General features: G+C 71.3%; 23 protein-coding genes. 7 read left to right on the forward strand and 16 right to left on the reverse strand.

Translation table 11 applies throughout. From position 1 onward, the window contains the following. Nucleotides 1-53 precede the first annotated feature (53 nt). The gene (locus RNB18_RS18475; protein WP_311715164.1) at nt 54-2,411 is read left to right on the forward strand and encodes a SpoIIE family protein phosphatase; all 2,358 of its coding nucleotides are present in this window, start codon (nt 54-56) and stop codon (nt 2,409-2,411) included. Nucleotides 2,412-2,420: 9 nt separating this feature from the next. Here RNB18_RS18475 and RNB18_RS18480 read toward each other — a convergent pair whose 3' ends face one another. The 4 genes from RNB18_RS18480 to RNB18_RS18495 form a co-directional block, all read right to left on the reverse strand. After that, a complete protein-coding gene (locus RNB18_RS18480; protein ID WP_311715165.1) occupies nt 2,421-2,855 on the reverse strand; it encodes a cupin domain-containing protein in 435 nt (144 codons plus the stop codon). A 111-nt stretch (nt 2,856-2,966) separates the two neighbouring features. Further along, the gene (locus RNB18_RS18485) at nt 2,967-3,548 is read right to left on the reverse strand and encodes a DNA polymerase ligase N-terminal domain-containing protein (protein ID WP_311715166.1); all 582 of its coding nucleotides are present in this window, start codon (nt 3,546-3,548) and stop codon (nt 2,967-2,969) included. A 25-nt stretch (nt 3,549-3,573) separates the two neighbouring features. Continuing rightward, complete coding sequence (locus RNB18_RS18490; RefSeq protein ID WP_311715167.1) at nt 3,574-4,404, reverse strand: aldo/keto reductase; 831 nt, start codon at nt 4,402-4,404, stop codon at nt 3,574-3,576. Between the two features lie 105 nt (nt 4,405-4,509). Next, nucleotides 4,510-5,133 (reverse strand): HIT family protein, encoded by a 624-nt coding sequence (locus RNB18_RS18495; protein ID WP_311715168.1) that lies wholly within the window; start codon nt 5,131-5,133, stop codon nt 4,510-4,512. Nucleotides 5,134-5,209: 76 nt separating this feature from the next. On the opposite strand from RNB18_RS18495, the gene RNB18_RS18500 reads away from it, so the two are divergent. Continuing rightward, the gene (locus tag RNB18_RS18500; RefSeq protein ID WP_311715169.1) at nt 5,210-6,175 is read left to right on the forward strand and encodes a TauD/TfdA dioxygenase family protein; all 966 of its coding nucleotides are present in this window, start codon (nt 5,210-5,212) and stop codon (nt 6,173-6,175) included. Nucleotides 6,176-6,231: 56 nt separating this feature from the next. Here the strand turns inward: RNB18_RS18500 and RNB18_RS18505 are convergent, their stop codons facing one another. The 3 genes from RNB18_RS18505 to RNB18_RS18515 form a co-directional block, all read right to left on the reverse strand. Further along, nucleotides 6,232-7,260, reverse strand: a complete 1,029-nt coding sequence (locus RNB18_RS18505) for an LLM class flavin-dependent oxidoreductase (RefSeq protein ID WP_311715170.1) — start codon at nt 7,258-7,260, stop codon at nt 6,232-6,234. A 91-nt stretch (nt 7,261-7,351) separates the two neighbouring features. Continuing rightward, entirely contained in the window at nt 7,352-8,860 is a 1,509-nt protein-coding gene (locus RNB18_RS18510) for a metallophosphoesterase family protein (protein ID WP_311715171.1), read from the reverse strand. A gap of 110 nt (nt 8,861-8,970) precedes the next feature. Beyond that, complete coding sequence (locus tag RNB18_RS18515) at nt 8,971-9,855, reverse strand: MHYT domain-containing protein (protein WP_311715172.1); 885 nt, start codon at nt 9,853-9,855, stop codon at nt 8,971-8,973. A gap of 291 nt (nt 9,856-10,146) precedes the next feature. Between RNB18_RS18515 and RNB18_RS18520 the strand changes: the two genes are divergently transcribed. Next, a complete protein-coding gene (locus RNB18_RS18520; RefSeq protein ID WP_311715173.1) occupies nt 10,147-10,920 on the forward strand; it encodes an SDR family oxidoreductase in 774 nt (257 codons plus the stop codon). Between the two features lie 47 nt (nt 10,921-10,967). Here RNB18_RS18520 and RNB18_RS18525 read toward each other — a convergent pair whose 3' ends face one another. The 4 genes from RNB18_RS18525 to RNB18_RS18540 form a co-directional block, all read right to left on the reverse strand. Then, the gene (locus RNB18_RS18525; protein ID WP_311715174.1) at nt 10,968-11,738 is read right to left on the reverse strand and encodes an alpha/beta fold hydrolase; all 771 of its coding nucleotides are present in this window, start codon (nt 11,736-11,738) and stop codon (nt 10,968-10,970) included. Between the two features lie 82 nt (nt 11,739-11,820). Beyond that, nucleotides 11,821-12,615, reverse strand: coding sequence for a DUF899 domain-containing protein (locus RNB18_RS18530; RefSeq protein ID WP_311715175.1), 795 nt, complete (start codon nt 12,613-12,615; stop codon nt 11,821-11,823). A gap of 98 nt (nt 12,616-12,713) precedes the next feature. Further along, nucleotides 12,714-13,478 carry an ABC transporter permease gene (locus RNB18_RS18535; RefSeq protein WP_311715176.1) on the reverse strand — a complete coding sequence of 255 codons (765 nt, stop codon included), beginning with the start codon at nt 13,476-13,478 and terminating at the stop codon, nt 12,714-12,716. Beyond that, entirely contained in the window at nt 13,462-14,340 is an 879-nt protein-coding gene (locus RNB18_RS18540; RefSeq protein ID WP_311715177.1) for an ABC transporter ATP-binding protein, read from the reverse strand. Before RNB18_RS18540 ends, RNB18_RS18535 begins: the two co-directional genes overlap by 17 nt. Nucleotides 14,341-14,385: 45 nt before the next feature. Here RNB18_RS18540 and RNB18_RS18545 point away from each other — a divergent pair, with 45 nt between their 5' ends. After that, nucleotides 14,386-15,081 carry a TetR/AcrR family transcriptional regulator gene (locus RNB18_RS18545; RefSeq protein WP_311715178.1) on the forward strand — a complete coding sequence of 232 codons (696 nt, stop codon included), beginning with the start codon at nt 14,386-14,388 and terminating at the stop codon, nt 15,079-15,081. A 4-nt stretch (nt 15,082-15,085) separates the two neighbouring features. Here the strand turns inward: RNB18_RS18545 and RNB18_RS18550 are convergent, their stop codons facing one another. Beyond that, nucleotides 15,086-15,301: a 4-oxalocrotonate tautomerase family protein gene (locus RNB18_RS18550; protein ID WP_069758390.1), complete on the reverse strand. Its 216-nt coding sequence runs from the start codon at nt 15,299-15,301 to the stop codon at nt 15,086-15,088. 171 nt (nt 15,302-15,472) lie between these two features. Between RNB18_RS18550 and RNB18_RS18555 the strand changes: the two genes are divergently transcribed. Next, complete coding sequence (locus RNB18_RS18555; RefSeq protein WP_311715179.1) at nt 15,473-16,339, forward strand: helix-turn-helix transcriptional regulator; 867 nt, start codon at nt 15,473-15,475, stop codon at nt 16,337-16,339. Between the two features lie 35 nt (nt 16,340-16,374). On the opposite strand, the gene RNB18_RS18560 is transcribed toward RNB18_RS18555, so the two are convergent. Both RNB18_RS18560 and RNB18_RS18565 read right to left on the reverse strand, forming a co-directional pair. Beyond that, complete coding sequence (locus RNB18_RS18560) at nt 16,375-16,719, reverse strand: hypothetical protein (RefSeq protein ID WP_266519951.1); 345 nt, start codon at nt 16,717-16,719, stop codon at nt 16,375-16,377. A gap of 85 nt (nt 16,720-16,804) precedes the next feature. Beyond that, nucleotides 16,805-18,166 carry a DEAD/DEAH box helicase gene (locus tag RNB18_RS18565; RefSeq protein WP_311715180.1) on the reverse strand — a complete coding sequence of 454 codons (1,362 nt, stop codon included), beginning with the start codon at nt 18,164-18,166 and terminating at the stop codon, nt 16,805-16,807. A gap of 157 nt (nt 18,167-18,323) precedes the next feature. On the opposite strand from RNB18_RS18565, the gene RNB18_RS18570 reads away from it, so the two are divergent. Then, nucleotides 18,324-20,399 (forward strand): S9 family peptidase, encoded by a 2,076-nt coding sequence (locus RNB18_RS18570; protein WP_311715181.1) that lies wholly within the window; start codon nt 18,324-18,326, stop codon nt 20,397-20,399. Here RNB18_RS18570 and RNB18_RS18575 read toward each other — a convergent pair. Both RNB18_RS18575 and RNB18_RS18580 read right to left on the reverse strand, forming a co-directional pair. Continuing rightward, nucleotides 20,396-21,151: a dienelactone hydrolase family protein gene (locus tag RNB18_RS18575; protein ID WP_311715182.1), complete on the reverse strand. Its 756-nt coding sequence runs from the start codon at nt 21,149-21,151 to the stop codon at nt 20,396-20,398. The genes RNB18_RS18570 and RNB18_RS18575 overlap by 4 nt on opposite strands. A gap of 122 nt (nt 21,152-21,273) precedes the next feature. Next, nucleotides 21,274-21,894 (reverse strand): L-threonylcarbamoyladenylate synthase, encoded by a 621-nt coding sequence (locus RNB18_RS18580; RefSeq protein WP_062046279.1) that lies wholly within the window; start codon nt 21,892-21,894, stop codon nt 21,274-21,276. A gap of 425 nt (nt 21,895-22,319) precedes the next feature. Here RNB18_RS18580 and RNB18_RS18585 point away from each other — a divergent pair, with 425 nt between their 5' ends. Next, nucleotides 22,320-23,852 carry a helix-turn-helix domain-containing protein gene (locus RNB18_RS18585; protein ID WP_311715183.1) on the forward strand — a complete coding sequence of 511 codons (1,533 nt, stop codon included), beginning with the start codon at nt 22,320-22,322 and terminating at the stop codon, nt 23,850-23,852. Nucleotides 23,853-24,087: the final 235 nt, after the last annotated feature.

A 24,087-nucleotide genomic window follows, 5' to 3' on the forward strand; every position in this document is an offset into this window, starting at 1 on the left:
CGGTTGCACCGTTTCGGTTGATGCGGTCCGGCAAAGGGACCATCCTGGACGATATGGAGCACGTCTCCGCTACGGCGACCACCGATGCCTCAGGCATGGTGACGGGGTGGAGCGAGGGTGCCCGGCGGCTGACGGGACGCACGGCCGAGGAGGTCGTGGGGCGGGCGGCACGGGAGCTGCTCGCCGAGGACCCGCCGGGACCCGCCGTGGCGGCGCTGAAGGGGACCGTCGTACTGCGGCACCGCGACGGCTCCTCTCTCACGCGCTTCGTGGAGGCGTGTCCCGTCCTGGGCGGGAACGGCACCCCCGCCGGATACGTGATCACCGCCCGGCCGCCCGGCTCCGCCGAGCCGACCCTGGCCGGACAGGCCTTCCAGCAGGCGGTCATGTCCATGTCGATCTTCGACACGCGTCAGCACTACCTGCGTCTCAACGACGTGGCCTGCCGGGTCATGGGAGTCCCGGAGGAAGCCCTGCTCGGCCGGTTCTTCTCGGACAGCGTCGAGGACGCCGAACACAGCCGCGGGTTCCTGGCCGGCCTGCGCCAGGTCGCCGAGACCGGCAGACCCGTCCGCTACGAGAGCTTCACCGGCGCGCCCGCCCTCAACCGGGATCACGCCTGGACCATCGAGATGTGGCCCGTGCGAGAGGAAGGCTCCGAGGAACTCACCGGGGTCGCCCTGGCCGCGTTCGACAACAGCGACCAGTACTGGGCCCGCCAACGGCTGGCCCTGCTCAACGAGGCGGCGGCAGCCATCGGCACCACCCTGGACGTGGTGCGCACCGCCGAGGAACTCGTCGAACTCCTCGTGCCCCAGTACGCCGACTTCGCCAGCGTGGACCTGCTCGACTGGGTGCTCGGCGCGGACGAGCCGCCGACCGCGCTGGAGGGCGACATCGTCCTGCGCCGAGTCGCCCACGGCTCCGGCCACGAGGGCACCCCCGAGGCCGCCGTCCGCCTCGGCGAGACGGACGTCTACCCTGCCTCCTCGCCGCCCGCGCGGGCCCTGCGGGAGGGGCGGGCGGCCCTCAGCCAAGCCGGCGAGCCCGACTTCATGCGCTGGGTCGCCGAGCGCAACGCCCGCGCCCCGGCCGGCCGCACGTACCGCAAGGGCGTCCACTCGGTGCTCGCCGTGCCGCTCAAGGCCCGCGGCACCACCCTGGGCGTCGCGGTCGCCGTCCGTATAGCCCACCCCGACGACTTCGGGGGCGACGACGCCGTCCTCGGCGAGGAACTCGCCAGCCGGGCCGCCGTCTGCGTCGACAACGCCCGCCGTTTCGCCCGCGAACGCACCACCGCACTGGCCCTGCAGAGCAGCCTCCTGCCGCGCGGCCTGCCCGGACAGGCCGCGGTCGAGGTCGCCCACCGCTATCTGCCCTCCGGCTCGCTGGCCGGCATCGGCGGCGACTGGTTCGACGTCATTCCGCTCTCCGGCAGCCGCGTCGCCCTGGTCGTCGGTGATGTGGTGGGCCACGGCATCCCCTCCTCGGCGACCATGGGCCGCCTGTGCACGGCCGTGCGCACCCTCGCCGACGTAGACCTGCCGCCCGACGAACTCCTCACCCACCTCGACGACCTCGTCACCCACCTCGCATCCGACGACCGCCCCGATGAGGGGGTCGAGGTCGCCGAGCTCGGCGCCACCTGCCTCTACGCCGTCTACGACCCCGTCTCGCGCCGCCTCACCGCGGCCGCCGCCGGTCACCCGCCCCCCGCCGTCGTCCTGCCCGACGGCACGGCGCGCCTCGTCCCCCTGAGCACGGGGCCCCCGCTCGGCGTCGGCGGCCTGCCCTTCGAGGCCACGGAGATCGAACTGCCCGAAGGGGCCGTGGTCGCCCTCTACACCGACGGTCTGACCCAGGACCGGGACCGCGACGTCGACCACGCCACCGACGAACTGTGCCGCGCGCTCACCGCGAAGACGGACACCCTCGACGAACTGTGCGACACCGTCCTGAAGGCCGTACTGCCCGAGGAACCCAGCGACGACGTGGCCCTGCTGCTGGCCCGCACCCGGGTTCTCGGCGCGGACCGGGTCGCCACCTGGGACGTCGAGCCCGACCCCGCGCACGTGGCCGCCACCCGACAGGCCGCAACCGAGCAACTCGCCGTCTGGGGACTGGAGGAGGCCTCCTTCGTCACCGAACTCGTCGTCAGCGAGCTGGTCACCAACGCCATCCGATACGGCGAACCGCCCATCCAGCTCCGGCTGATCCGTGACCGCACCCTCATCTGCGAGGTCTCCGACGGCAGTTCCACATCACCGCACCTGCGGCGCGCCCACGCCTTCGACGAGGGCGGCCGCGGGCTGCTGCTGGTCGCCCAGCTCACCCAGCGCTGGGGGAGCCGGCAGACCGGCAGCGGAAAGACGATCTGGGCCGAGCAGTCGCTGGAACCGCCAGAGTTCTGATCACGTCGCTCACTCGAAGGAGCAGCCGGGGTTCGGCACGTCCTGCGAGTACGGCGAGCCGTGCGGGAGCACGTACAGCACCTCCAGGACGAGCGGGGTGGACCCTTCGTTGCGGCCGAGGTGGACATCGCTCGGGCCGCCGGGCTCGCGCACCACGGTGCCCTGCGGATAGACGCCGTCACTGGCGCAGTCGGCGTGGTAGTGGCTGAGGGTGCCCTGCTTGACGTACCCGTAGACGAGACCGGCGTGGTAGTGCCAGCCGGTCGCCTGGCCCGGCGGGACCGTGATCTCTCTGAGGACGTAGTCGGTGTCGCCCACGGTCTTCTGGGCGATCAGCGTGCCGGTCACTCCGGGGCCGGGCGGGGTCGCCTGTGCGGTGCCGCCGACGAAGACGGTGGCGGTGACGACCGCGCCGGATATGGCGGTACGGAGCGCGATGCGCATACGGAAGGCCTCCTGGCTCGTGTTCTGGGCGACGACGTGTCGCGGTGAACGTCGCTGTGAACATAGAGGCACAGAAGGCCAGTTGGGGCGAAATTCGGTGGATCTTCCGGCTCAGTTCTCCTCGGCGGCGACCTGGGCGAGGGTCCGGCCTGTCCGCACCGAGCGTGCCCGGCGCGGATCGGGCGTGCCGTGCCCCGGCGCCCGCCCCTCGGCTGCCTTCACCAGCAGCCAGGACCCCTCACGGAACCGGGTGAGGGCGTACGTGCCGTGGAGTTTCGACCCGTGCAGCCGGAACGTGGCGTGTCCGCGCTCCAGCGACTGGCCGAAGTCGACGGCACGCCCCTTCTTGTCATGGCTGAGGGGCTCGTAGGTCCCGTGGTCCCAGACGATCACGGTGCCGCCGCCGTACTCGCCGTGCGGGATCACGCCCTCGAACTCCTCGTACTCCAGCGGATGGTCCTCCGTGGGCACGGCGAGCCGCTTGTCCTGGGGGACGTCGGAGGGGCCCTTGGGGACCGACCAGGACTTCAGCACGTCGTCGACCTGGAGGCGGAAGTCGAAGTGCAGGGTGCTCGCGTCATGGATCTGCACGACGAACCGCGGCTTCGCACCGGTGTGCCCTTCCCGGCCCTCGGGCTCACCGGTGCGTGCGAAGTCCCGCTTGCCGTGGTAGTCCCGCAGTCGCTCACTCACGCGCCCCGGGTACCCCTCCCGCGGTTCAGAACTCCTCGTGCACCTCCGGGTCCCCGCCGAGGCGCCGGTGCGCACGGTCGGCGATCGCCGCCATCTGGGCCTCGCTCAGCTCGAAGCCGAACACGTCGAGGTTGGTGCGTTGCCGCTCGGGGTCGCCGGACTTCGGGATCGGCAGGGCGCCGAGCTGGATGTGCCAGCGCAGGATCACCTGGCCGGGCGTGACACCGTGCGCCTCGGCCACGCCGGCCACGGCCGGGTCGTCCAGGAGGTCCGAACCCCGGCCCAGCGGACTCCAGCTCTCCGACACGATGCCCTTGTCGGCGTGGAAGGCACGCAGCTCGTCCTGCGGGAACAAGGGGTGCAGCTCGATCTGGTTGACGGACGGCAGGATCCCGGTCTCCTTCTCCAGCCGCTCGATGTGCGCGGCCGTGAAGTTGGAGACCCCGATCGACCGTACGAGACCGTCCTCGCGGAGCTTGATCATGGCCTTCCACGAGTCGACGTACTTGTCGACACGGGGGAGCGGCCAATGGATCAGATACAGGTCCACGTACTCCAAGCCGAGACGGGCGCGGGACTCCTCGAAGGAGGCCAGGGTCTCCTCGTGGCCGTGATGCCGTCCGGGCAGCTTCGTCGTCACGAGGATCTCCTCGCGCGGGACGCCGCCGGCGGCCACGCCCCGGCCGACACCGGTCTCGTTCCGGTAGTTCGTCGCCGTGTCGAGGAGCCGGTAGCCGCTTTCCAGGGCGGTGGCGACCGCCCGCTCCGCCTCGGCGTCGTCCATCGGCCAGGTGCCCAGACCGAGGGCGGGAATCTTCGTACCGTCGTTGAGCGTGTGCGTCGGGATGCTGATCACGTCCGGACCTTCCCTTGACAGTGTCGTCCCCCCAGCCTCACGGACGGGGCGGGCAATGATCAACCGGACGGGCGCGGACGAGGACGGCGGGATCCGGATGCCTCGTCAGGGGATGGTGTGGGCCGTGCCGCCTTCAGCGGCGAGGGCTGCGGCGATCCGCCGGTGGGCTTGTCGGCGTTCCTCGTCAGGGAGGGGCGGCAGGAGTTCTTCCCATACGGGAAGGAAGGTTCCCCGCAGCTGCATGAGCCCCGCGGGCCGCGCGAGCAGCCAGAAGTGCAGGTGGGCCGCTCCGTCGCCCCACCGGTTGACGTGGACGCGGGCGACGCCGTCGAGGCTGCGCACCGCCCGCTCCGCCCGCTGGAGCAGGGGCCCTAGCTCGGCCGCGCGTTCGGCGGGCAGGTCGGTCAGGTCGTAGTGGCCGCGCGGTTGCAGCATCACCACCGCCGGGAGGCGGGACTCGGTGCCGACCGCGTCGAGTCGCCAGTGGTCGTCGGACCAGAGTGCTTCCGTCACGGGCTTGCGGCAGGTGGGGCACTCCTCGGGGTCGTCCTCGCCGGAGCGGGCGGGCTCGGGGAGGACGGGGGGCTGCAAGGGCTTGACCCGGAGGTCGCCCTCGAAGGGGAAGGTCTCCCAGGCGGCCACCGAGTCTGCGGGCAGGGGCAGCTGTTCACCCGCCCGCAGGCGCCGTACGAAGGCGCTGGGCTCCTGGGGAGTTGAGGGGACGGTCACGCTGGGCAGTCAACCATGGGTGACGTGCCCGTGGGGCGCGGACTTCGGACGGATGACGGCGATCAACGGAGCACGTATGACGACGGACACGGGCACGGCGGAGTGGGACGCGGGCATCGAGGTGAACCCGGTGGCCGGGCACATCGGAGCCGAGATCACCGGGGTCGATCTTTCCGGCGATCTCGACGACTCCGTGGTCGCCGCGATCCAGGCGGCGCTGCTGCGCTGGAAGGTGGTGTTCTTCCGCGGACAGAAACTCGACCACGCCGGCCATGTGGCCTTCGTCCGAAGGTTCGGTGAGCCCGTGGTCCTGGGCAGGCGCGGCAGCGCCTCGCCCGCGGAGTTCGCCGAGATCGAGACGACCGCCGACCGCCTGGAGCTGGGCGGGAAGTTCGGCATGGAGCACGAGGAGTGGCTGCAGCGTCGGCGGCACACGCTGCTGCGCGGCTGGCACTGCGACCACGGCGCTCGTATCGACCCGCCCGCGGCGACCATCCTGCGCGCCGAGACCGTTCCGCCGTACGGCGGCGACACCACCTGGTCCAACCTCGCGGCCGCCTACGCCGGACTGTCGGCTCCGGTGCGGGAGTTCGTGGACGGCCTGCGCGTGGAGCACCGGCTCGGGGTCGGCTATCAGCCCCGCCCGGGCGATGACGCCTACGTCCGCCACCTCCTGGACCACCAGGTCGCCTCGCTGCACCCGCTGGTGCGGGTGCACCCCGAGTCGGGGGAGCGGATCCTCTACGTCAATGGCTACTACGTCGAGCAGATCGCCGGCCTCTCCCGTGCCGAGAGCCGGGCGGTTCTCGACATGCTCCTCGAACAGGCGGTCCGGCCCGAGTACACGGTCCGCTTCCGCTGGGAGCCGGGCAGCGTGGCCTTCTGGGACAACCGCGCCACCATCCACCTGGCCCCCGGCGACAACGCCCACCTCGGCTCCCCCCGGACCATGCACCGGGTGATGCTGGCGGGGGAGGTGCCGGTGGGACCGGACGGGAAGCCGTCGGAGGCGATCACCGGGACCGAGGTGGGGCGCTGGTGAGGTGAGGTGGTCCGGAGGGGCGCTACTGGGCGGCGCCGGGCCAGTGGCCGGCAGGCCTACGCGCCCGGCCGCCACCCCAGCGTCGGCCCCAGTTTCGTGGCCATGTCGGTGAGGATCTGGACATAGTCCTCGTGCTCGAAGGTGAACGGCAGCGCGAACGCGACCTCGTCGACCTCACGGAACGCGGCGTGCGCGTGCAGCCGTTCGGCGATCTCCTCCGACGTGCCGACGATGTCCGGCGCGAACATCAGCCGCGCGGGGCCCTGCGGTGACGTGGTCCGAGGGGTGCGCTTGGCCGCGTACTCCTCGTATTTCGCGCGCTGCTCCGGCGAGGCCGAGTCGGTGGGGATGACGACGAGCCCCTGGGACACCCGGGCGTCCGCGCCGTCCGGGTGGGCGGCGCGGAAGGCGCGGATGTGCGAGAGCTGGATCTGAGCGAAGTCGTACGGGCCCTCGCCACTCTCCGCCTTGACGACGCTGCTGGTCAGGAAGTTCATGCCGTGCTCACCGGCCCAGCGTGCGGAGCTCAGGCTGCCGCCGCCGTACCAGAGCCGTCGGCCGAGGCCGGGGGAGTGCGGCTGCACCCGGTCGGAGAACACTTCGAAGCCCTGCACCCCGCTGAAGTCGCTGGCCGGCTTGCCGCGCACGAAGTCCAGCAGCCGCCGCACCCGCTCGTAGGAGAAGTCCTCGGCGTCGGCCGTGGCCGGGTACAGCGCCCCCTTGACCTCGTCGAAGTGCATCGGCGGGCCCACGCTCACGCCCGGGTTGATCCGGCCGCCGGACAGGATGTCCACCGTCGCCAGATCCTCGGCCAGCCGCAGCGGGTTCTCCCAGCCGAGCGGGATCACGGCCGTGCCGAGCTCGATGCGGCTGGTGCGCTGAGAGGCCGCCGCCATGACGGCCACGGGGGACGAGATGCCGTACTGGAGATGCCGGTGGCGCAGCCACGCGCTGTCGAAGCCGAGCCGCTCGCCCAGTTCGATGATCTCCAGCGTGGACTCGTGGCCGCGCCGCGGATCCGCCTCGTCGAACAGGCCGATGGTCAGGAAGCCCAGCTTGCGCAGAGGGCGGGGGGACGACGGCACGGGCTCCTCCGGGTTGTTTGATGTATCAAGTAGTACGGCAGTGCCAACCCGCCCGTCCCGCATGATGTTCCCGATCGCCGGGCCCTTCGAGTCAAGATCGGGGCAAGGGAATGGTCACCTCGTCCTCGACCGGCGGGTCGATCTCCTGGGCGAGATTGCCGGTGGCCGCGAAGCAGCGCAGACGCACCGCCGCCGGAGTGACGTCCAGGCGCAGGAAGCACTTGAAGAACGGCGGGCTGTACGTCGCCGAGCTGGGCGAGAACAGCTGCGTGTAGATCTTGCGCACCGGGAGGCGGAACCGCGAGGTGCGGTCCGGGCGGCCGCCCGCGCCCAGGAGACTGGCGACCAGGCGAGTGCGGAAGGTGACGCGCGCCGGCTCGCCCGGGAGGCGCGTGGGCGGGATGCCGAGCCGCTCGGCGATCACCGCGGTGGCCTCGGCCTCGGTGAGGGTGAAGAAGCGGCGCAGGTGCAGCCGGCGGCCGTAGAGCCTGCTGTAGAAGGCCAGGGAGTCGCCGCGCAGTGGATAGCAGCGGAAGTCCTTCTCGGTGACGTTCGCGATCGAGATGTGCGGGATGGTGTGGGTGGCGTGCATGAACGCGCCGCCGCCGCCAGAGACGACGTACTGGATGGTGCGGCCGGCCACGTCGACCGGGTAGCGCTGGTAGTTGTGGATGTCGCCGCCTATCGCCGCGACGTAGTGATGCTCCGGGGCGCGCACGATGTCGTCGACCGTGCCGCCGCCCTCGATGGCGCAGGGGTGGTGCTCGCCGTCCACGTACAGCGGCGAGCCCGTGATGAGGATCTTCGGGCGCGGGCCCTGCGAGACCTCGCGCAGCCAGGCGCCCTGTTCGGCGTCGATGGTGCCGAGCAGCCCGGTGTCTATGCCGATGATGCGAAGCGGGCCGGCGTCGACGGCCCAGTACGGACCCGGCTGTGCGGTCTGCTGGGCCGGTGCCGCACGCAACCGGCGTGCCTCGTCGAGGTGTTGGCCGTCCTCGGCGCGCGGTCGGTGCCACAGCAGGGAGCGCAGCCAGGCGCGGGTCAGGGGGCGGGGCGCGGGTTCGGGATCGAGGGGTGGGGCGTCGTCGCAGAAGACGCGCATGAAGGCGCCGAGGTCCTCGTACCAGTCGTGGTTGCCGGGTATCGCGTAGATCGGCGCCGGATAGTCCTGGTACGGACGGAAGAACTTGGTGCCGTAGTCGTCCGCGCTGCCCACCGGGTAGATCACGTCACTGGCGACGACTGCGAAGCGGGTGTCCTGACTGATCTTCAGAAAGCCTGGCACGACGGCGTATTGAGGGTCGTCGCCCTCGCCGGTGTCGCCGATGACCATGAACGAGAACCGTTCGGGGTCCTCGCGCCGGATCACCTTGTCGGCGGGTGCGCCGGCCGCCGCGCGCTGCGCCACCCAGCGGCTTCGGGTACGGCCCGTCGGGTCCCCGAACCAGGAGGCGACCACGCCGTTGCGGGCGGCCCACAGCGTCTTCGGGTTCAGCCACGAGATCTTCTCGACCTTGGAGGGCATCAGACGCCGGTACTCGCCGAGTTGGGCAGAGCCCCAGCCGGCGCCTTCGGCGGTATCGCGTGAGGAGTCAGACACCGGTGCACCGTAACAACGATCTAGATCCGGCCCGGAAGGGGGGAGTGCCGAACAGTGCTCCCCCCTTCCGGGACATCACCGGATCCGTGGGGGCTCCAGGGGGATGACTCTCACCTGTGCGGACCGTGCGGTGCGGCCCACTGCGGATCCTGCGGTGCGCGGGCGTGGACCACCCTGTCCTCCTCGTTCTCGAAGAGCGAGTCGGGCTGCCGCGTGTTGCTCTCCGTCGAGGCGGAGGCGGACGAGCGGTTCCAGTCGCCGTCGCCGAGTACCAGGAGAGGGTCGAACATGACCACCACTCCGGCCAGCAGCAGAAAGATCACCGGTCCCAGGAGCATGGGCAGCAGCAGCGAGGTGGGCGAATCACCCGCCCACGAGCCGCCGGTCCTGCTGTGCACATGGACACTGACCGCGGACATGCCCGTGTAGTGCATCCCCGTCACGGCGACGCCCATGATCAGGCTGGCCCCGAGGCTCGTCATGAAACCCCGGATCGTGACGGCCGCCCACAGTGCCGCGGTCGCCGCGACGATCGCGATGCCCACGGAGAGCGCGACAGCGATGGCGTCGTACCGGATCGTCCCGTTGAGGTGCAGCGCCGCCATACCGAGGTAGTGCATGGCGGCCACGCCGAGCCCGGTGATCACACCCGCGAAGGACAGGTTCAGGGTGCTGGCGCCGCGATAGCCGACGATGAACACGCCGATGCCCACGACGAGAATGGCCACGGCGAGACTGAGGACCGTGAGGCCGGCGTTGTAGCGGATCCGGGTCTCCACGACCTGGAAACCGATCATCGCGATGAAGTGCATCGTCCAGATGCCGCAGCCGATCGAGGCTGCACCGAGTGCCAGCCAGCCGGCCTTCCACGACTGATTACTGAGCAGGGTGCGCACGATGCAGCGCAGTCCCAGAGCCCCTCCCAAGCACGCCATTAAGTAGGCGGCCACCGGGGTCACCGCACCATAGCGGAACCCGTCAACCGTGCCTTCCATAAGCCAACTCCCCCCATAAGCCAACTCCCCCCAGAGTCTTGGCTGGTTGTCGTCGAAGGCTTACGGCAGGCGATACGGTAAAGCAAGGCATTACCGTTGGTAAGCGGAGAACTCTCGAATAGCGCGGTTGAACTCAAGTCACAATGAGGCGGGTTTCAGCCAAGCGGCCTCCGGGGGGCTGCCCCTGTGCCAGAGTTGAGCGAATGTCAGGTCCTCGGCCGACGGCTGGGACGCGTCTGCGGTCGGAAAAGCAGTTGCCGCTCCTGGGCCGCTCGTGAACGATCCCGTCCCGTGACAACAGGATCTCTCTCTGCCGCCCGCCCCCTCGCCCTGATCACCGGCGTGGGCCGCACCGTCGGTATCGGCGCCGGTATCGCGCAGCGGCTGGCGGGCTCGGGCTGGGACATCGCCTTCACCTACTGGAACCCGTACGACGCCCGTATGGCCTGGGGCACCGAGCCCGACGCGACCGAGGCGATCGAGGCGATCCTGTCCGAGCGGGGCGCGGCCACCGCCGCCATCGAGGCGGACCTCGCCGACCCCGACACACCGGCCCGGGTCTTCGACGAGGTGGAGCGGCGGCTGGGCCCCGTCACCGCGCTGGTCATGAGCCACTGCGAGTCGGTCGACTCCGGCCTGCTCGACACCACCGTCGAGAGCTTCGACCGGCACTTCGCCGTCAACACGCGCGCGACCTGGCTGCTCATCCGAGAGTACGGCCGCCGCTTCAGCGCGGATAAGGGCACCGGCCGGATCGTCAGCCTCACCAGCGACCACACCGTCGGCAACCTGCCCTACGGGGCGAGCAAGGGCGCCATGGACCGCATCACGCTGGCCGCCGCCCACGAACTCGCCCCTCTCGGCGTGACCGCCAACGCCATCAACCCCGGCCCCGTCGACACCGGTTGGATGACCGAGGAGGTCCGCGCGCACTGCATCGGCGCCACCCCGCTCGGCCGCCTCGGGACCCCGCAGGACACCGCTCACCTGGTGGACTTCCTGTGCTCACGGGAGGGCCAGTGGATCAACGGGCAGCTGCTGAAGAGCAACGGGGGCTTCGAGTAAGCCCGTTCTGCCACATCCCACCGCCCCGGGCCCCTGTGCCGGTCCGGTCACGCGAAGAACTCGCTCAGCAGCGGCAGCAGCAGAGATGTCCGCCGCATGAGGGACATGTGCGTCGTGGCCGGCAGGACGGCCAACTGCGCCTCGGGGATCAGTTGTTGCATCTCCGCCGCGTGCTCCACCCGTACGAAGTCGCTGTCACCGACGAGCAGCAGCGTGGGCGCCCGGAGTCCCCGCAGGTCGTCGGCGGTCCAGGGCAGCGGGGCGTGCGCCCCCGCCGAGACCTTGGCGAGGAAGTCCTGGAAGTGCTCGGGGTCGGGTGCGACGGCCGCGTACGTGTCGGCCATCTCCTGGAAGTCGGCCTGGCTTGGCAGCCGGGGCGAGCTGTAGTCCGGGACGCGGACCTCCTCGTGGACCCCGTCCTGGGTGTACATGGTGGCGGCGAGCGCGAGCCGTCCGACCCGATCCGGGTGCCTGACGGCGATCTCCAGCGCGGTCAGCCCTCCCAGGCTGAACCCGAGGAAGTCGGCCTGCTGGATACCCAGTTCGTCGAGCAGCGTCACCACGTCCGACGCCAGATCCGGCACCGTCAGCTCACGGTCGATGTCGGCGGTGTGGCCGTGCCCCTGGAGCTCGGGAGCCACGACATGCCGGTCGGCGGCCAGGGCGGGCAGTACGGCCGAGAAGGCCAGGCCGACCGTCTGGGCGCCGCCGTGCAGCAGCACCAGCGGACGGCTCCCGTCAGACGCGTCGCCGTGGGTCTCGTAGTACATCTCCAGGCCGTTGACCTTGGCGTGGGCGGAACTGTTCGGCACGGTCATCACATCCGTTCTGCGGGAGCCGTATATGAGCAAGACCTTGCGCGGACGCGGAAGTCATCGGTGCTCAGCCGTACTCGTCAGCTCAGTCGTACTCGTCGGGAAGCCGCATCGCCGGACCGCCGACCTGGAGCCCGAGCGGGGTCGCGCGGCCCTTCGGCTCCTCCCATGCCTCCTGACGGCCGAGGGCGGTGAGGTCGAGGTGGGGATAGCCGTTGTGGAACTCCTCGATGCCCCGGCCGAAGGTGGAGTAGGTGTGGAAGACCTCGTCGCCGACCCGCAGGAAGGCGCTGATCCCCGGCCAGTCGCCGCGCATGCTCGGCGACCAGGGCGTACCGGCGTCGGCGAGCTCGGCCTCGGAACGGTGGAAGATCTGTACCGGTGCGACGCGCTCGTCGACGGTCGCGTGGAAGTCGTAGTTGAACTCGCCGCCCGCCGAGGAGTACCAGGGGAACGACCAGCCCATCCGCGCGCGGTACGCGGCGAGTTTCGCGTACGGCGCCCTTGTCACCGCGGCCAACGAGGTGTTGCGGACATGGAGTTGCCGCAGGTTGCCGATCTGGTCGGCCGCTGAGGAACAGCTGGGGCAGCCGGTGTCGCGGGGGTGCTCGGTGCCGTCGGCGTCGAGATCGAAGGTCCACATGAAGTGATGGACGACCAACTGGGCCCGTCCCTCGAAGAGTTCGAGCAGGCTCACCTCGCCGTGCGGACCTTCGAAGACGTACGGCTTCTCGACGTGGACCATCGGCAGCCGCCGCCGGGCGGCGTTGACCCGGTCGCGCGCCCGGGTGACCTCCTTCTCCTCGGCGAGCAGCTCCTTGCGGGCGCGGAGCCACTTCTCGCGTGAGACCACCTCGGGCAGATGCGCCATCGCCGTCATCTCGATCCTCCCAACCGCTCCTGCCACCTGCCGGGCAAGGGGACACGGGCCACCTCTCCAGCTTGCGCCCGACGCGGATGCGCGGCGAACGTGCCTGCCTAGAGCGCCACCACCCGCCCGCTGCGGCCCTGAAGCCGGACCGAGGCCAGGGTGGCGCAGACCACGGCCAGGCCGAAGAGCGTGCCGCAGGCCATCGCCGCGGTGCGGGCGTCGCCCGCGAGAGCGGCGCGCAGGCCGTGGGCGGCCCAGTAGCCGGGGGAGACCGGAGCCACGTCTGCCACCCACGCCGGCAGGACGCTGAGCGGGACGAGTGCGCCGCCGACGCTGCTGAGGAGCATGCCGCCGATGTCGTAGGCCGCCGAGAGCTCGCCCATGGTGCGCACCAGCACGCCGAGCAGCGCCCCGAGTGCGAGCAGCGTGCAGCTCCAGCTGAGCAGGACCCCCAGCAGCAGGAACGGATGCGGGACCCGCAGCCCGAACACGCACACCCCGAAGCCGATGATCAGGAGCTGCTGGGCGAGCAGGGCGGTGAGGACCGGGGCGGCCTTGCCGAGGAGCAGCTCCGCCGGATGCAGCGGCGTGCCGCGCAGCCGGTCCCAGGTGCGGCCGAGCCGCTCGGTGAGGATCGCGTTGCCGGAGATGCTGAGCGCGAGCAGCGAGAAGGTGACCAGCGTGCCGACGACAGCTTGTTCCGTACCTGCCGTGCTGCCCTGTGCGGACAGGTAGAGCGGACGCAGCAGGGTCATGAAGACCAGCGGCAGGATCATCCGGCTCAGCAGCGGGCCGGGTTCCCGCAGCATCAGCAGAGCGTTGTGGCGTACGAGGACGCCGAGGCGGGTGGCGGACTCACGCGGCGGCGTCATGGGCCTGCGTCCCCTCGAGCTCTGCGGTCTCCAGGGAGTGGTAGAGGTCGTCCAGGCTTGGGCGGTGTACGTCGACGGAGGCGGGCGTACGGCCGGAGGCGAGCAGGGCGGCCAGGTCGGCGCCGGGGTCCGCGGTCGGCATCCGCAGCTCGGGTTGCGCCGGATCGGCGAAGGTGACCCTGAGCTCGCCGGGCAGGTGGCGGGTGAGCTCCTCCTGGGTGCCGCGCGCGATGACCCGGCCCGCCCTCGCGAGGGCCAACGTGGCGTCCAGGTCGACGAGTTCGGGGAGGTAGTGGGTTGTGTAGACCACGGCGACACCTGTCTCGGCGCGCGCCCTGACGGCGGCCAGCAGTGCCGAGCGGGTCTCCGGATCGGCCCCGGCGGTCGGCTCGTCCAGCAGCAGAAGAGGCGGAGAGCCGACCATCGCGGTGGCCGCCTGGACCCGGCGGCGCTGCCCGCCGGACAGCACGCCCACCGGCCGGTCCGCGAGCGCCGACAGCTGAAGCTCCTCCAGGACCCGCCCGATCCCCGCCTCGCGGCGCCGCCCGCGCAGTCCCGTGAGGCCGGCGAACAGGCGCAGGTTCTCCGACACCGTGACGCTGCCGTACAGGGCCAGCTCCTGGGGAGCCATCCCGATGAGCCGTCGCGCGGCCCGCCCTTCCGTCAGCGCGTCGTAGGGCCCGATGCGGATCCGGCCCGCGTCGGGACGCAGGAGACCGGCGACGATCTCCACGAAGGTGGTCTTGCCTGCGCCGTTGTGGCCGATCAGGCCGACGATCTCGCCGGGCCCGACCGTCAGATCGAATCCGTTGAGCGCGCGATGACGGCCATGACACTTCACCAACCCGCCAGCTGTGAGCATCCTTCCCCCTCATGTCTACGGCGTATACGTCTACACTGTAGACCCATGGGTGGCAGGCGGGAAGAGATCCTGGACGCGGCACTGGACATCGCCGACGAGCGCGGCCTGGAGGCACTGTCGATGCGTGCGCTGGCCGACCGGGTCGGTGTCACGCCTATGGCGTTGTACCGGCACGTCAAGGACAAGGCGGCGCTGCTGGACGGCATGGTCGGGCGCCTGCTGTCCGCGCTGTTGCCGTCGGACACGGTGGCGGAACAGCCCTGGGACGAACGGCTGAACACCCTCGCGCACGCCTGCCGAAAGGTGACCCAGCGTCATCCCTGGGCCGCGCACCTGCTCTTCTCGCGCCCCGCCGTCACACCGGACGCCGTGCGCGCGGTGGACATCATCTACCTGGCCCTGATCGAGGCCGGGGTCCCGGACCCGGAGGTGCCCCGCCTGGAGCGGCTGATCAGCACCTTCGTGATCGGCTTCGCCACGTCCGAAGCCTCGGGCCGCTTCGCCCCCGGTGCCCTCGACCCACGCAGCCGCCGCGGCCAGCTCCCGGACAGCGAACTCCCCGGCCACACCAGGCTCGGGCCCTGGCTGGACCTTCCCGTCGACCTCACCGCGGAGTTCGAGGCCGATCTGTCGGACATCCGGCGACTGGTGGAGGGGGCGGGGCGGGGAAGGGGTGAGGTGGGTGCGGCCGGTGGTGGGAGCACCACCGAGGCCGTCGACCACTCCGCCCCTCACGGCTGAGGGGTCAACTCCCCGCCGTTCGCCGGAGTTCGGCGAGAGTCAGTACGTTGCCGCCGATGCCCCAGCCGCCGTCGGTGACCTCCTCGACGAGGACGAGGGTGGTGGCGCGGGCGCGTTCGCCGTAGATGTCCACGTAAAGCTCGGTGGTGCGGGTGATGATCTGTTCCTTCTGCTCCTCGGTGAGGGTGCCGGCGGGGACCTTGAAGTTCGCGAACGGCATGCGTTGCTCCATCTGTGTCTGCGGGTGGCGAATATGCGGACCGAAGCCGTCGGGGCCGGCCCGCCGCTGCACACCACCCTCACCCGCTGCCGCACTCACAGCCAGGGGTGCGTGCACCCTGGGGTCGGCATCCCCTGGCTTCGCCTCCGCGTCCCGCGTGATGATGGCCGGATGAACCTTGCCGAACTCGCCGCGTTTCTGAGGTCCCGGCGCGACCGCGTGCGGCCCTCCGACGTAGGACTGCCCACCGGACCCCGGCGCCGCGTCCCCGGCCTGCGGCGTGAGGAGGTCGCGCAGCTGGCCGGTCTGTCGGCGGACTACTACACCGAACTCGAGCGCGGAGGTGACGTGCAGCCCTCCGCGCAGGTGCTGGCCGCGCTCGCACGGGCGCTTCGGCTCGGTGGCGACGAACGCGACCACCTCTTCCACCTCGCGGACCGGCCCGTCCCCACGGTGGCCCGCGGCTCGAACGCTCATGCCCAGCCGGCCCTGCTCGGCCTGCTCGACCGGCTCACCACGACGCCCGCGCAGATCATCACCGACCTGCACGAGACCCTCGTCCAGAACGAACTCGCCGCCGCGCTGGTCGGCCGTGCTCCCACGCGCCGGGGGGCGGCCGGAAGCTTCGTCCACCGCTGGTTCACCGACCCCGGCTCCCGCACCGTCTATCCCACCGAGGACCACCAGCAGCACTCCCGGGCCTTCGTCGCCGACCTCCGAGCCGTCGCCGCCCGGCGCGGCCGCGACACGGAAGTCGCCGGGATGGTGGCCGACCTGCGGCGGCGCAGCGAGGAGTTCGCCGCCCTGTGGGACATCCACGACGTCGCTCTGCGGCGGACCGATCACAAACGCATCGTCCACCCCACGCTGGGAGTCGTCGAAGTCGACTGCCACACCCTGTTCAGCGAGGACGGACGCCAGCGCCTGCTGTGGTTCAGTGCCCCGCCCGGCACCGAGGGTGCCGCCCAGCTGGAACTGCTCTCCGTCATCGGCACCCAGGACATGACCGCCGACGACGAGACCACGCCCGCCTGCTGATGATCGGGGTTGCGTTGGCGCACGTCAGCTGCGGGCTAGACGTCCTCCGCGGGGCCGATATGGCGAAGGACCGTCTCGAGTTCGCCTGTGGCGACGAGGCCGTCGATGACCTTGACGATCGACGACACCCCCGCGTCGCGGACGATGAGACCGTCCCAGCACCACCAGTAGTCGCCTTCCGGTTCGCCTGTCTGCCGGTGATGGTCCATGAGCCGGTGCACCTCGTCGAGGGTGAACACGGTTCCGGACCAGCGCTCGCCGTCGTCCCGCGTGACCCACATGTCCACGTTGCAGACCTCGTCGAGCTCCTCGTCCGCACCGGGCACGAAGCAGATTTCGTAGCCGTCGCGCCTGACTCGGTAGAAGGGACCGTCCCACATGTTCGCTCCGTAGCGCTCCGCCGCATGCCGCCTTCATGAACCGAGCCGGACGGCCGATCAATACGCCACCGCCGGGCCACGGCGCTCAGCCGCCGCGACGCACCTGGGCCGCCCTCCGGGCCTCGGCGAGCTTGCGGGCCTCGCCGGCCTTGCGGGACTTGCCGCCGGTGCCGCGGGAAGCGTCCTTGCTGGTGCCCAGCCCGCGGAAGGGGGCGTTGGTGTTCTTGGGCCGCGGCACGGCGGGTCCCCGGTCGAGCGGGGTGCCCGAGGGAGCCTTGGCCCCGGTGATCCGGCTCAGCTCCGCCTCGCCCGAGCGCACCTTGGTGACGGTCGGCTCGATGCCGGCCTCGGCCAACACCTGACTCGTCTCGCGGCGCTGGGCCGACAGCACCAGGGTGACGACCTTTCCGGACTCACCCGCCCGGGCGGTACGCCCCGCGCGGTGCAGATAGTCCTTGGGGTCGGTGGGCGGATCGACGTTGACGACGAGGTCGAGGTCGTCGATGTGCAGGCCCCGGGCCGCGACATTGGTGGCGACCAGGACGGTGACCTGGCCGTCCTTGAACTGCGCGAGGGTACGGGTGCGCTGCGGCTGGGACTTGCCGCTGTGCAGGGCCGCGGCGTGCACTCCGCCGGCCCGCAGATGCCGGGTGAGCTGGTCGACGGCGTGCTTGGTGTCGAGGAACAGCAGCACGCGTCCGTCACGGGCGGCGATCTCCGTGGTGACGGCGTACCTGTCGGGGCCGTGGACGACCAGGACATGGTGATCGCTCGTCGAGACGGCGCCTGCGGACGGGTCGACCGAGTGCACCACGGGGTCGTTCAGATAGCGGCTGACCAACTGGTCGACGTCACGGTCGAGGGTGGCCGAGAAGAGCATCCGCTGGCCGTCGGGACGTACCTGGTCGAGCACCTCGGTGACCTGCGGCAGGAAGCCCATGTCGCACATCTGGTCGGCCTCGTCGAGGACGGTGATCCGGACCCGGCCCAGGCGGCAGGCCTTGCGCTCGATCAGGTCGTGCAGCCGTCCCGGGGTGGCGACGACGACTTCGGCCCCTTCCCGCAGCGCGGCGGTCTGCCGGCCGATCGACATGCCGCCGACGACCGCGGCCATCCGCAGCCGGAGTGCGTCGGCGTACGGCGCGAGCGCCTCGGTGACCTGCTGGGCCAGCTCCCGGGTGGGCACCAGGATCAGCGCGAGGGGCTGCTTCGCCTCCGCGCGCTGCCCGGCCGTCCGGACGAGCAGCGGCAGGCCGAAGGCGAGCGTCTTGCCCGATCCGGTGCGCCCGCGCCCCAGGACGTCACGTCCCGCGAGGGCGTCGGGCAGGGTGGCCGCCTGGATCGGGAAGGGCTCGCGCACACCGTGTTCGGTGAGGGTGCGCAGCACCTGGGGCGGTAGTGCCATCTCGGAGAAGGAGGCGGTGCCGTGAGGGTCCGGGTGGTTCATGCAGAGCCTTCCGCAGAGGAGACGTACCGAGGAAGGCCCGGCAGGAAGTCATGAGTGCGCAAACGATAGACGGTAACACAAAGTGATGGTTGGGGCAGGTGTCGCGATCCTATCGAACACACGTTTCAATCTTGCGGGTGGTGGAAGGAACCCCCGCATGGCGCTCACCAGCCTCCCCGAACAACTCGTCCGCACCTGCCGCTTCACCCGAGGTGTCCCCGAGCGGTTCACCGTCTCCTCCGACGGAGGAACCGTCCTGTTCCTTCGTGGGCGCACGGGCGACGATCCGGCCGCCTGTCTCTGGGCGCTGGACGTCGCCTCGGGGAGGGAAAGGATGCTGGCCGACCCCGTCCGGCTGCTCGCGAACGGGCGCTCGCCGCGAACCGCCGGCATCGAGGCGTACGGCACCGACGCGGCGACAGGAGTCGTCGCCTTCGCCCTGGCCGGCGGACTCTGGAAGCTGGACGTGGGCAAGGGGGAGCCTCGCCGACTGCCCGTGGTCGGCCCGGTCGCGGACCCCCGGCCCGATCCGACCGGCTGTCGCATCGCCTACGTGTCGCACGGCGCCCTGCGCGTGGCGGAGGCGAACGGCTCCGGGGATCGCCCGGTGGCCGAACCGGACACTCCGCGCGTGGAGTTCGGAACCGCCGTACACACGGGCGCCACATCCCTCGACGGCAACCGCGGGCACTGGTGGTCCCCGAGCGGCGGACAACTGCTGTTCGCCCGAACCGACTTCACGAATGTCCGGCCCTGGCCGACCGCCGAGCCGGCCGGACCACCGGCGACCCGCACCGCCCTGGCCGGGACCCCCAACCCGGACGTCACCCTGTGGCTCTCCGCGCTCGACGGCCCACCGGTACCGGTGAGTTGGAACCGGACGGCCTTCGAGTACGTCGTGGGCGCCGGCTGGGACGCACTCGGACCCTGGGCCGTCGTGCAGTCCCGTGACCAGCACACCGTCCGGTTCCTCGGTATCGGCCCGGACGACGGGCGGACGACTGTCCTGGACGAGCAGCGCGACGCGTGCTGGGTGCAGCTCGTGCCCGGGCTGCCCGCGCGCACTATCTCCGGAGCTCTCCTCGCCCACCGGGACCTGCGGGGTACGAGACACCTCACACTGGACGGAACTCCCGTGACACCCACGGGACTTCAGCTGCGGGCCGTGCTCGGCACCGACGGCGACGAGGTCCTGTTCACGGCCTCCGACGACCCCACGGAGACCCACCTGTGGAGCTACGGCCCCAAGTTCGGCCTCCGGCAGCTGAGTTCCGGGCCCGGCGTCCGCTCCGGCGCCTCACGCGGCGGCACGCTGGTCCGGGTCACCCGTGACGCCGAGCGGCCCGGCGGGCGGGCCGAGGTGCTGCGCGCGGGCGGACCGGCGGTCGCTGTCCTGTCGTACGCCGAACGCCCGGTCCTCGACCTCCACGCACAGCGTCTCGTCCTCGGGCCCCGAGGGTTGGCCGCCCGGCTCCACTTCCCCTCCTGGTACCGCCGGGGCGGCGGCCCACTGCCGGTGCTCGTCGACTCGTACGGCGGAGCGGCCCTCCAGCGCGTCACCACGGAGCTGGACTGGCGGGTCCTGCTGTCGCAGTGGTTCGCCGAGCAGGGATTCGCGGTGCTCACGACCGACGGCCGCGGCACACCGGGCCGGGGACCCGACTGGGAGCGCGAGGTGTACGGCGACCTGTTCGGGCCCGTCCTCGACGACCAGGTCACCGCCCTGCACGAGGCCGCGCGCCTGCATCCCGACCTCGATCTCGGCCGGGTCGCCGTCCGTGGCTGGTCCTTCGGCGGGGCACTCGCCGCCCTGGCAGTGCTGCGCCGCCCCGATGTCTTCCACGCCGCCGTGGCCGGTGCGGGCGTCGCCGACCAGCGGCTCTACAACGCCCATTGGCGCGAGCGGTTCCTCGGTCACCCCGACGCGTTCCCGCAGCGGTACGACGCCTGCAACCTGCTGCTCGACGCGCCGCGCCTGACGCGCCCGCTGCTGCTGATCCACGGCCTGACCGACATCAATGTCCCGGCGGTCAACACACTCCGCCTCTCCGAGGCGTTGCGGGCCGCGAGACTCCCGCACGAACTCCTGCTTCTGCCGGGCACCGGCCACCAGCCGATCGGCTCGACGCTCACGGGGCAGCTGCTGGACCGGCAAGTGCGCTTCCTGCGGCACCACTTGGACGTCGGGCCGACGCACAAGCCGACCGATCACCCCGTACGGCGTTCGTCCTAGAACGTGCGCTTGAGCAGGTCGAGCAGTGCCGCCCAGTGCCGCTCGTCGCCCTCGCGGTGGTACGAGGCGGTGTCGGCCTGGGTGAAACCGTGCGGGGCGCCGTCGTAGACCTCGCACCGGTGGCGGACTCCGGCCCGGGTCAGCGCGGCGGCGAGGCGCTCGATCTGCTCGGGCGGCAGCGAGGGGTCCTCGTCGGCGTGGCCGAAGTACAGCTCGGCGGTGATGTGTTCGGCCACCAGGTGCGGGCTGTCCGGAGCTTCGGTCGCCAGGCGCCCGCCGTGGAAGCCGGCTGCCGCGGCCACCCGGTCCGGGTAGGTACCGGCGGTGAGCAGGGACAGTCGTGCGCCCATGCAGTAGCCGGTGAGGGCGACCGGGCCGGCGGCGACCTCGGGGCGGTCGGCCAGCCAGCGCAGATACGCTCCGGCGTCCCGCATCGCGAGCTCGGGCGTGAGCGCCTGCACCACCGGCATGATCTTCTTGAAGAGTTCCGGCCGCGCGCCGGGGTCGATGAACTCGGGCAGTTCGAAGACCGGCGCGCGCCCGTGACGGTAGAACAGGTTCGGCACGAGGACCGTGTAGCCGGCCTCGGCGAGCCGGTCGGCCATCGACGTCAGCTGAGGGCGCAGCCCGAAGGCGTCCTGGAAGAGCAGGACGGCCGGCCTGGGCACGCCATCACCCGGGTGGGCCAGATAGGCGTCGGCGACGCCGTCCTCGGTGGGGATCTCGACGGCGGTTCCCTGTACGGAGGTCATGGGGGGTGCCTCTCTACGTTGCGACGGTGAGCAGGTCGCCGGCCCGACGGAACCGGGCCGGGCACATGGTTGCACGCACCATCCAACTTGCCGTCGCGGCCCCCTCACACTTGAGGACCGCTTTACTCGAACCGGCTGGTGTCACCCGCACCGTGCCGCACGATCTCGGCCTCGCCGCCGGAGAAGTCGATCACCGTCGTCGGTTCGGTGCCGCAGTCCCCGGAGTCGACGACCGCGTCCAGTACATGGTCGAGGCGGTCCTTGATCTCCCAGCCCTGGGTCATCGGCTCCTCCTCGTCGGGCAGGAGCAGGGTGCTCGACAGCAGCGGTTCTCCGAGCTCGGTGAGCAGCGCCTGGGTGACGACGTGGTCCGGGATGCGTACGCCGACCGTCTTCTTCTTCGGGTGCTGGAGCATGCGCGGCACCTCCTTCGTCGCCGGGAGGATGAAGGTGTAGCTGCCGGGCGTGGACGCCTTGATCGCACGGAACACGTCCTTGTCGACCCGTACGAACTGGCCGAGCTGCGCGAAGTCCTGGCAGACCAGGGTGAAGTGGTGCCGGTCGTCCAGCTGCCGGATGGTCCGGATCCGGTCGATGCCGTCACGGCTGCCCAGCCGGCACCCGAGCGCGTAGCAGGAGTCCGTCGGATACGCGATCAGCGCGTCCGACCGGATGCTCTCCGCGATCTGGGAGATGGTGCGGGGCTGCGGGTTGTCGGGGTGCACGTCGAAGTACTTCGCCATCCGTCGAGCTTATGCCGTCGCCGGACGGCGGCGACGCAGGCACATGGGTGCCGTACCGGGCCGCCGCCATGGCGCGCCTGACGGCCCGGTGACACCGTGTCGCCTTGCGCATTCGGGACCGCTCGGTGACACGGCCGCGTCTCCGGCCCCCGGCGTAGCCGATCGTGTCGATCGCCTACGCTCCTACCACGGACTGGACCGCCGTACGACTGCACGCGCGCCCGGCACCCCCTCGGCCAGTGCCCTGACACTGCGCCCGTGGTGGTCCGCGGACACCCTGGAACCGGCCGTCCTTCGCCGGTCCAGCCACCCTCCCGCCACCCCAGCTGCGCCCGCACCCCCGCGCACGTCTCCCGTCCGCCGCACGTGAGGTAGCGTCCCGAGCGGTGTGCCATGCAGGACGCGAGGGCGAGGAGAAGGGTGACGTGGCAGGTCAGGAGGGCGGGCTCGGTCGGAGCCGGGCGGCGGACGCCCGAACCCCGACATGGGCGCAGGAACTCCTCGACCATCTGCGGCCGACGGGACGTGACGTCCGCCGGATCGTCGCCTGGCTCGCGGAGACGCTGCACGGCACGGCCTCGCTCCAGGACCACACCGGAACCCTCGTCGCCGGAACACGCCTCCCGCTGGACGAGGGCCTGGTCGCCGACATCCTCGCCGGACGCATCGCCTCCGCGGCCTCTGCCGACGAGGACGGCCACCTGCGCCTGGTCAGGATCGAGCAGCCGAACCAGGCGTCCGCCGGAGTCCTCGCCGTGGCCCGCCCGGCACCCTTCGACCGGCGCGCCTCCGACATCCTCACCCACACCGTCCAGGTCCTCGAACTTCTGCTGCGCGCCCGTGAGGCGACCGCGGCCGTGCGGCGCCTGAAGCGGGCCACGTCCGACCTGCGTCTGGCCATACTCCAGCTGCTCATGGTGGAGGACACCGTGTCCGCCCGTCGTGTCGCCGCGGGGCTCTGGCCCGGCCTGCTCGACACCGAGACGGCATGCGTCTACGTCCTCGAGGGGGACGCCGCGGAACGGGACCGGCTCGTGGAGGAGTGCCTCGGCGTGACCGGCGACCACGCACTCGTGGTGCGCTGTCCGGCCTTGGACGAGCATGTGATCATCGTGGCCACCGCAGACGCGGCGGGCGAGGCCCTGCGCTCACTCGTCGACCGCAACCCCGGCACCCTGCTCGGCGGCAGCTCCCCGCAGAGCCTCGCCCGGACGGCCACCGCCTACGGGCAGGCGGTCAGCGCCCTCGCCGTGGCGCGGGTACGGCCGGACAAGGCGGCCGTGTACGCCGAACGCCATCACCCCGAACGCCTCATGGACCCGGCCGCGCTGCGCGAGTGGACCGCCCGGCTGCTGCGCCCGCTCGACACCCTGCCGCACCACACCCGCGCCGAACTGCTCGCCACCACCCGGCTCGGACTGGAGTTCACGGCCGTGAGCGCGGCCAAGGTCCTCGGCGTCAGCCGCAACACCGTCCGCGCCCGTATGGAACGCGTCGAGTCCCTGCTGCGGACCGATTTCACCGACCTCACCGTCCGCGCGACCGTCCACCTGGCACTGAGCACCCAGGTCAGCCTCGCGGACGGACAGGGCGAACACGGCGGCACCCCGCAGGCCCGGACCCGGCTGGGCGACCTGCTGGCCGGACCCGCGCTGGGGACCTGGGCGCAGGAGCTGCTGGGACGTCTGGACGGCGACGCCCGCGACCTGCGCCGCACCCTGCGCAGCTGGATCGCCGCGGGCGGCAACGCGGAGCGGGCCGCGCAGACACTGGCCGTCCACGCGCAGACCGTGCGCGAACACGTCCGCAGCGCCGAGCCGGTTCTCGAGCGCCGACTGATCGCCTCCGGCAGCGACCTCTACGAGGTCGTCCTGGCCCATCTGGCGACCGGCGAACTCGAACACCCCGTCCTGCTCCGGGACAATCCGGGCCATCCGGACGCGCCTGTGCACGGGTGAGCCCTGTGCCGCGCACAGGGGGCATCGACGCGATTCACAAGGGTGCGCAGGTCACGTAAGTTCGACGCACCGCAGGGGGAACGACCGGAACGGGGGACCGGTCGCGCCCCCTGTGACGTGTTTCCGCGCGGCTCCCGCCGGTCCTTGCCGATGCCGTCGACGCCGGTTCGGTTTTCCGGCACCGATGGGGACTGACCTGCGCACGACGGGTACTCGTCCCCTCCGGAACGACTAC

The sequence above is a fragment of the Streptomyces doebereineriae genome (assembly GCF_031845645.1).
Lineage (GTDB): Bacteria > Actinomycetota > Actinomycetes > Streptomycetales > Streptomycetaceae > Streptomyces > Streptomyces canus.

What these genes read in the sequence shown, in the direction of transcription:
- RNB18_RS18475 (WP_311715164.1), top strand. Translation starts at nt 54, where the DNA reads ATGGAGCACGTCTCCGCTACGGCGACCACCGATGCCTCAGGCATGGTG.
- RNB18_RS18480 (WP_311715165.1), bottom strand. Translation starts at nt 2,855, where the DNA reads ATGCGCATCGCGCTCCGTACCGCCATATCCGGCGCGGTCGTCACCGCC.
- RNB18_RS18500 (WP_311715169.1), top strand. Translation starts at nt 5,210, where the DNA reads ATGACGACGGACACGGGCACGGCGGAGTGGGACGCGGGCATCGAGGTG.
- RNB18_RS18515 (WP_311715172.1), bottom strand. Translation starts at nt 9,855, where the DNA reads ATGGAAGGCACGGTTGACGGGTTCCGCTATGGTGCGGTGACCCCGGTG.
- RNB18_RS18525 (WP_311715174.1), bottom strand. Translation starts at nt 11,738, where the DNA reads ATGACCGTGCCGAACAGTTCCGCCCACGCCAAGGTCAACGGCCTGGAG.
- RNB18_RS18530 (WP_311715175.1), bottom strand. Translation starts at nt 12,615, where the DNA reads ATGACGGCGATGGCGCATCTGCCCGAGGTGGTCTCACGCGAGAAGTGG.
- RNB18_RS18535 (WP_311715176.1), bottom strand. Translation starts at nt 13,478, where the DNA reads ATGACGCCGCCGCGTGAGTCCGCCACCCGCCTCGGCGTCCTCGTACGC.
- RNB18_RS18540 (WP_311715177.1), bottom strand. Translation starts at nt 14,340, where the DNA reads ATGCTCACAGCTGGCGGGTTGGTGAAGTGTCATGGCCGTCATCGCGCG.
- RNB18_RS18545 (WP_311715178.1), top strand. Translation starts at nt 14,386, where the DNA reads ATGGGTGGCAGGCGGGAAGAGATCCTGGACGCGGCACTGGACATCGCC.
- RNB18_RS18550 (WP_069758390.1), bottom strand. Translation starts at nt 15,301, where the DNA reads ATGCCGTTCGCGAACTTCAAGGTCCCCGCCGGCACCCTCACCGAGGAG.
- RNB18_RS18555 (WP_311715179.1), top strand. Translation starts at nt 15,473, where the DNA reads ATGAACCTTGCCGAACTCGCCGCGTTTCTGAGGTCCCGGCGCGACCGC.
- RNB18_RS18560 (WP_266519951.1), bottom strand. Translation starts at nt 16,719, where the DNA reads ATGTGGGACGGTCCCTTCTACCGAGTCAGGCGCGACGGCTACGAAATC.
- RNB18_RS18565 (WP_311715180.1), bottom strand. Translation starts at nt 18,166, where the DNA reads ATGAACCACCCGGACCCTCACGGCACCGCCTCCTTCTCCGAGATGGCA.
- RNB18_RS18570 (WP_311715181.1), top strand. Translation starts at nt 18,324, where the DNA reads ATGGCGCTCACCAGCCTCCCCGAACAACTCGTCCGCACCTGCCGCTTC.
- RNB18_RS18575 (WP_311715182.1), bottom strand. Translation starts at nt 21,151, where the DNA reads ATGACCTCCGTACAGGGAACCGCCGTCGAGATCCCCACCGAGGACGGC.
- RNB18_RS18580 (WP_062046279.1), bottom strand. Translation starts at nt 21,894, where the DNA reads ATGGCGAAGTACTTCGACGTGCACCCCGACAACCCGCAGCCCCGCACC.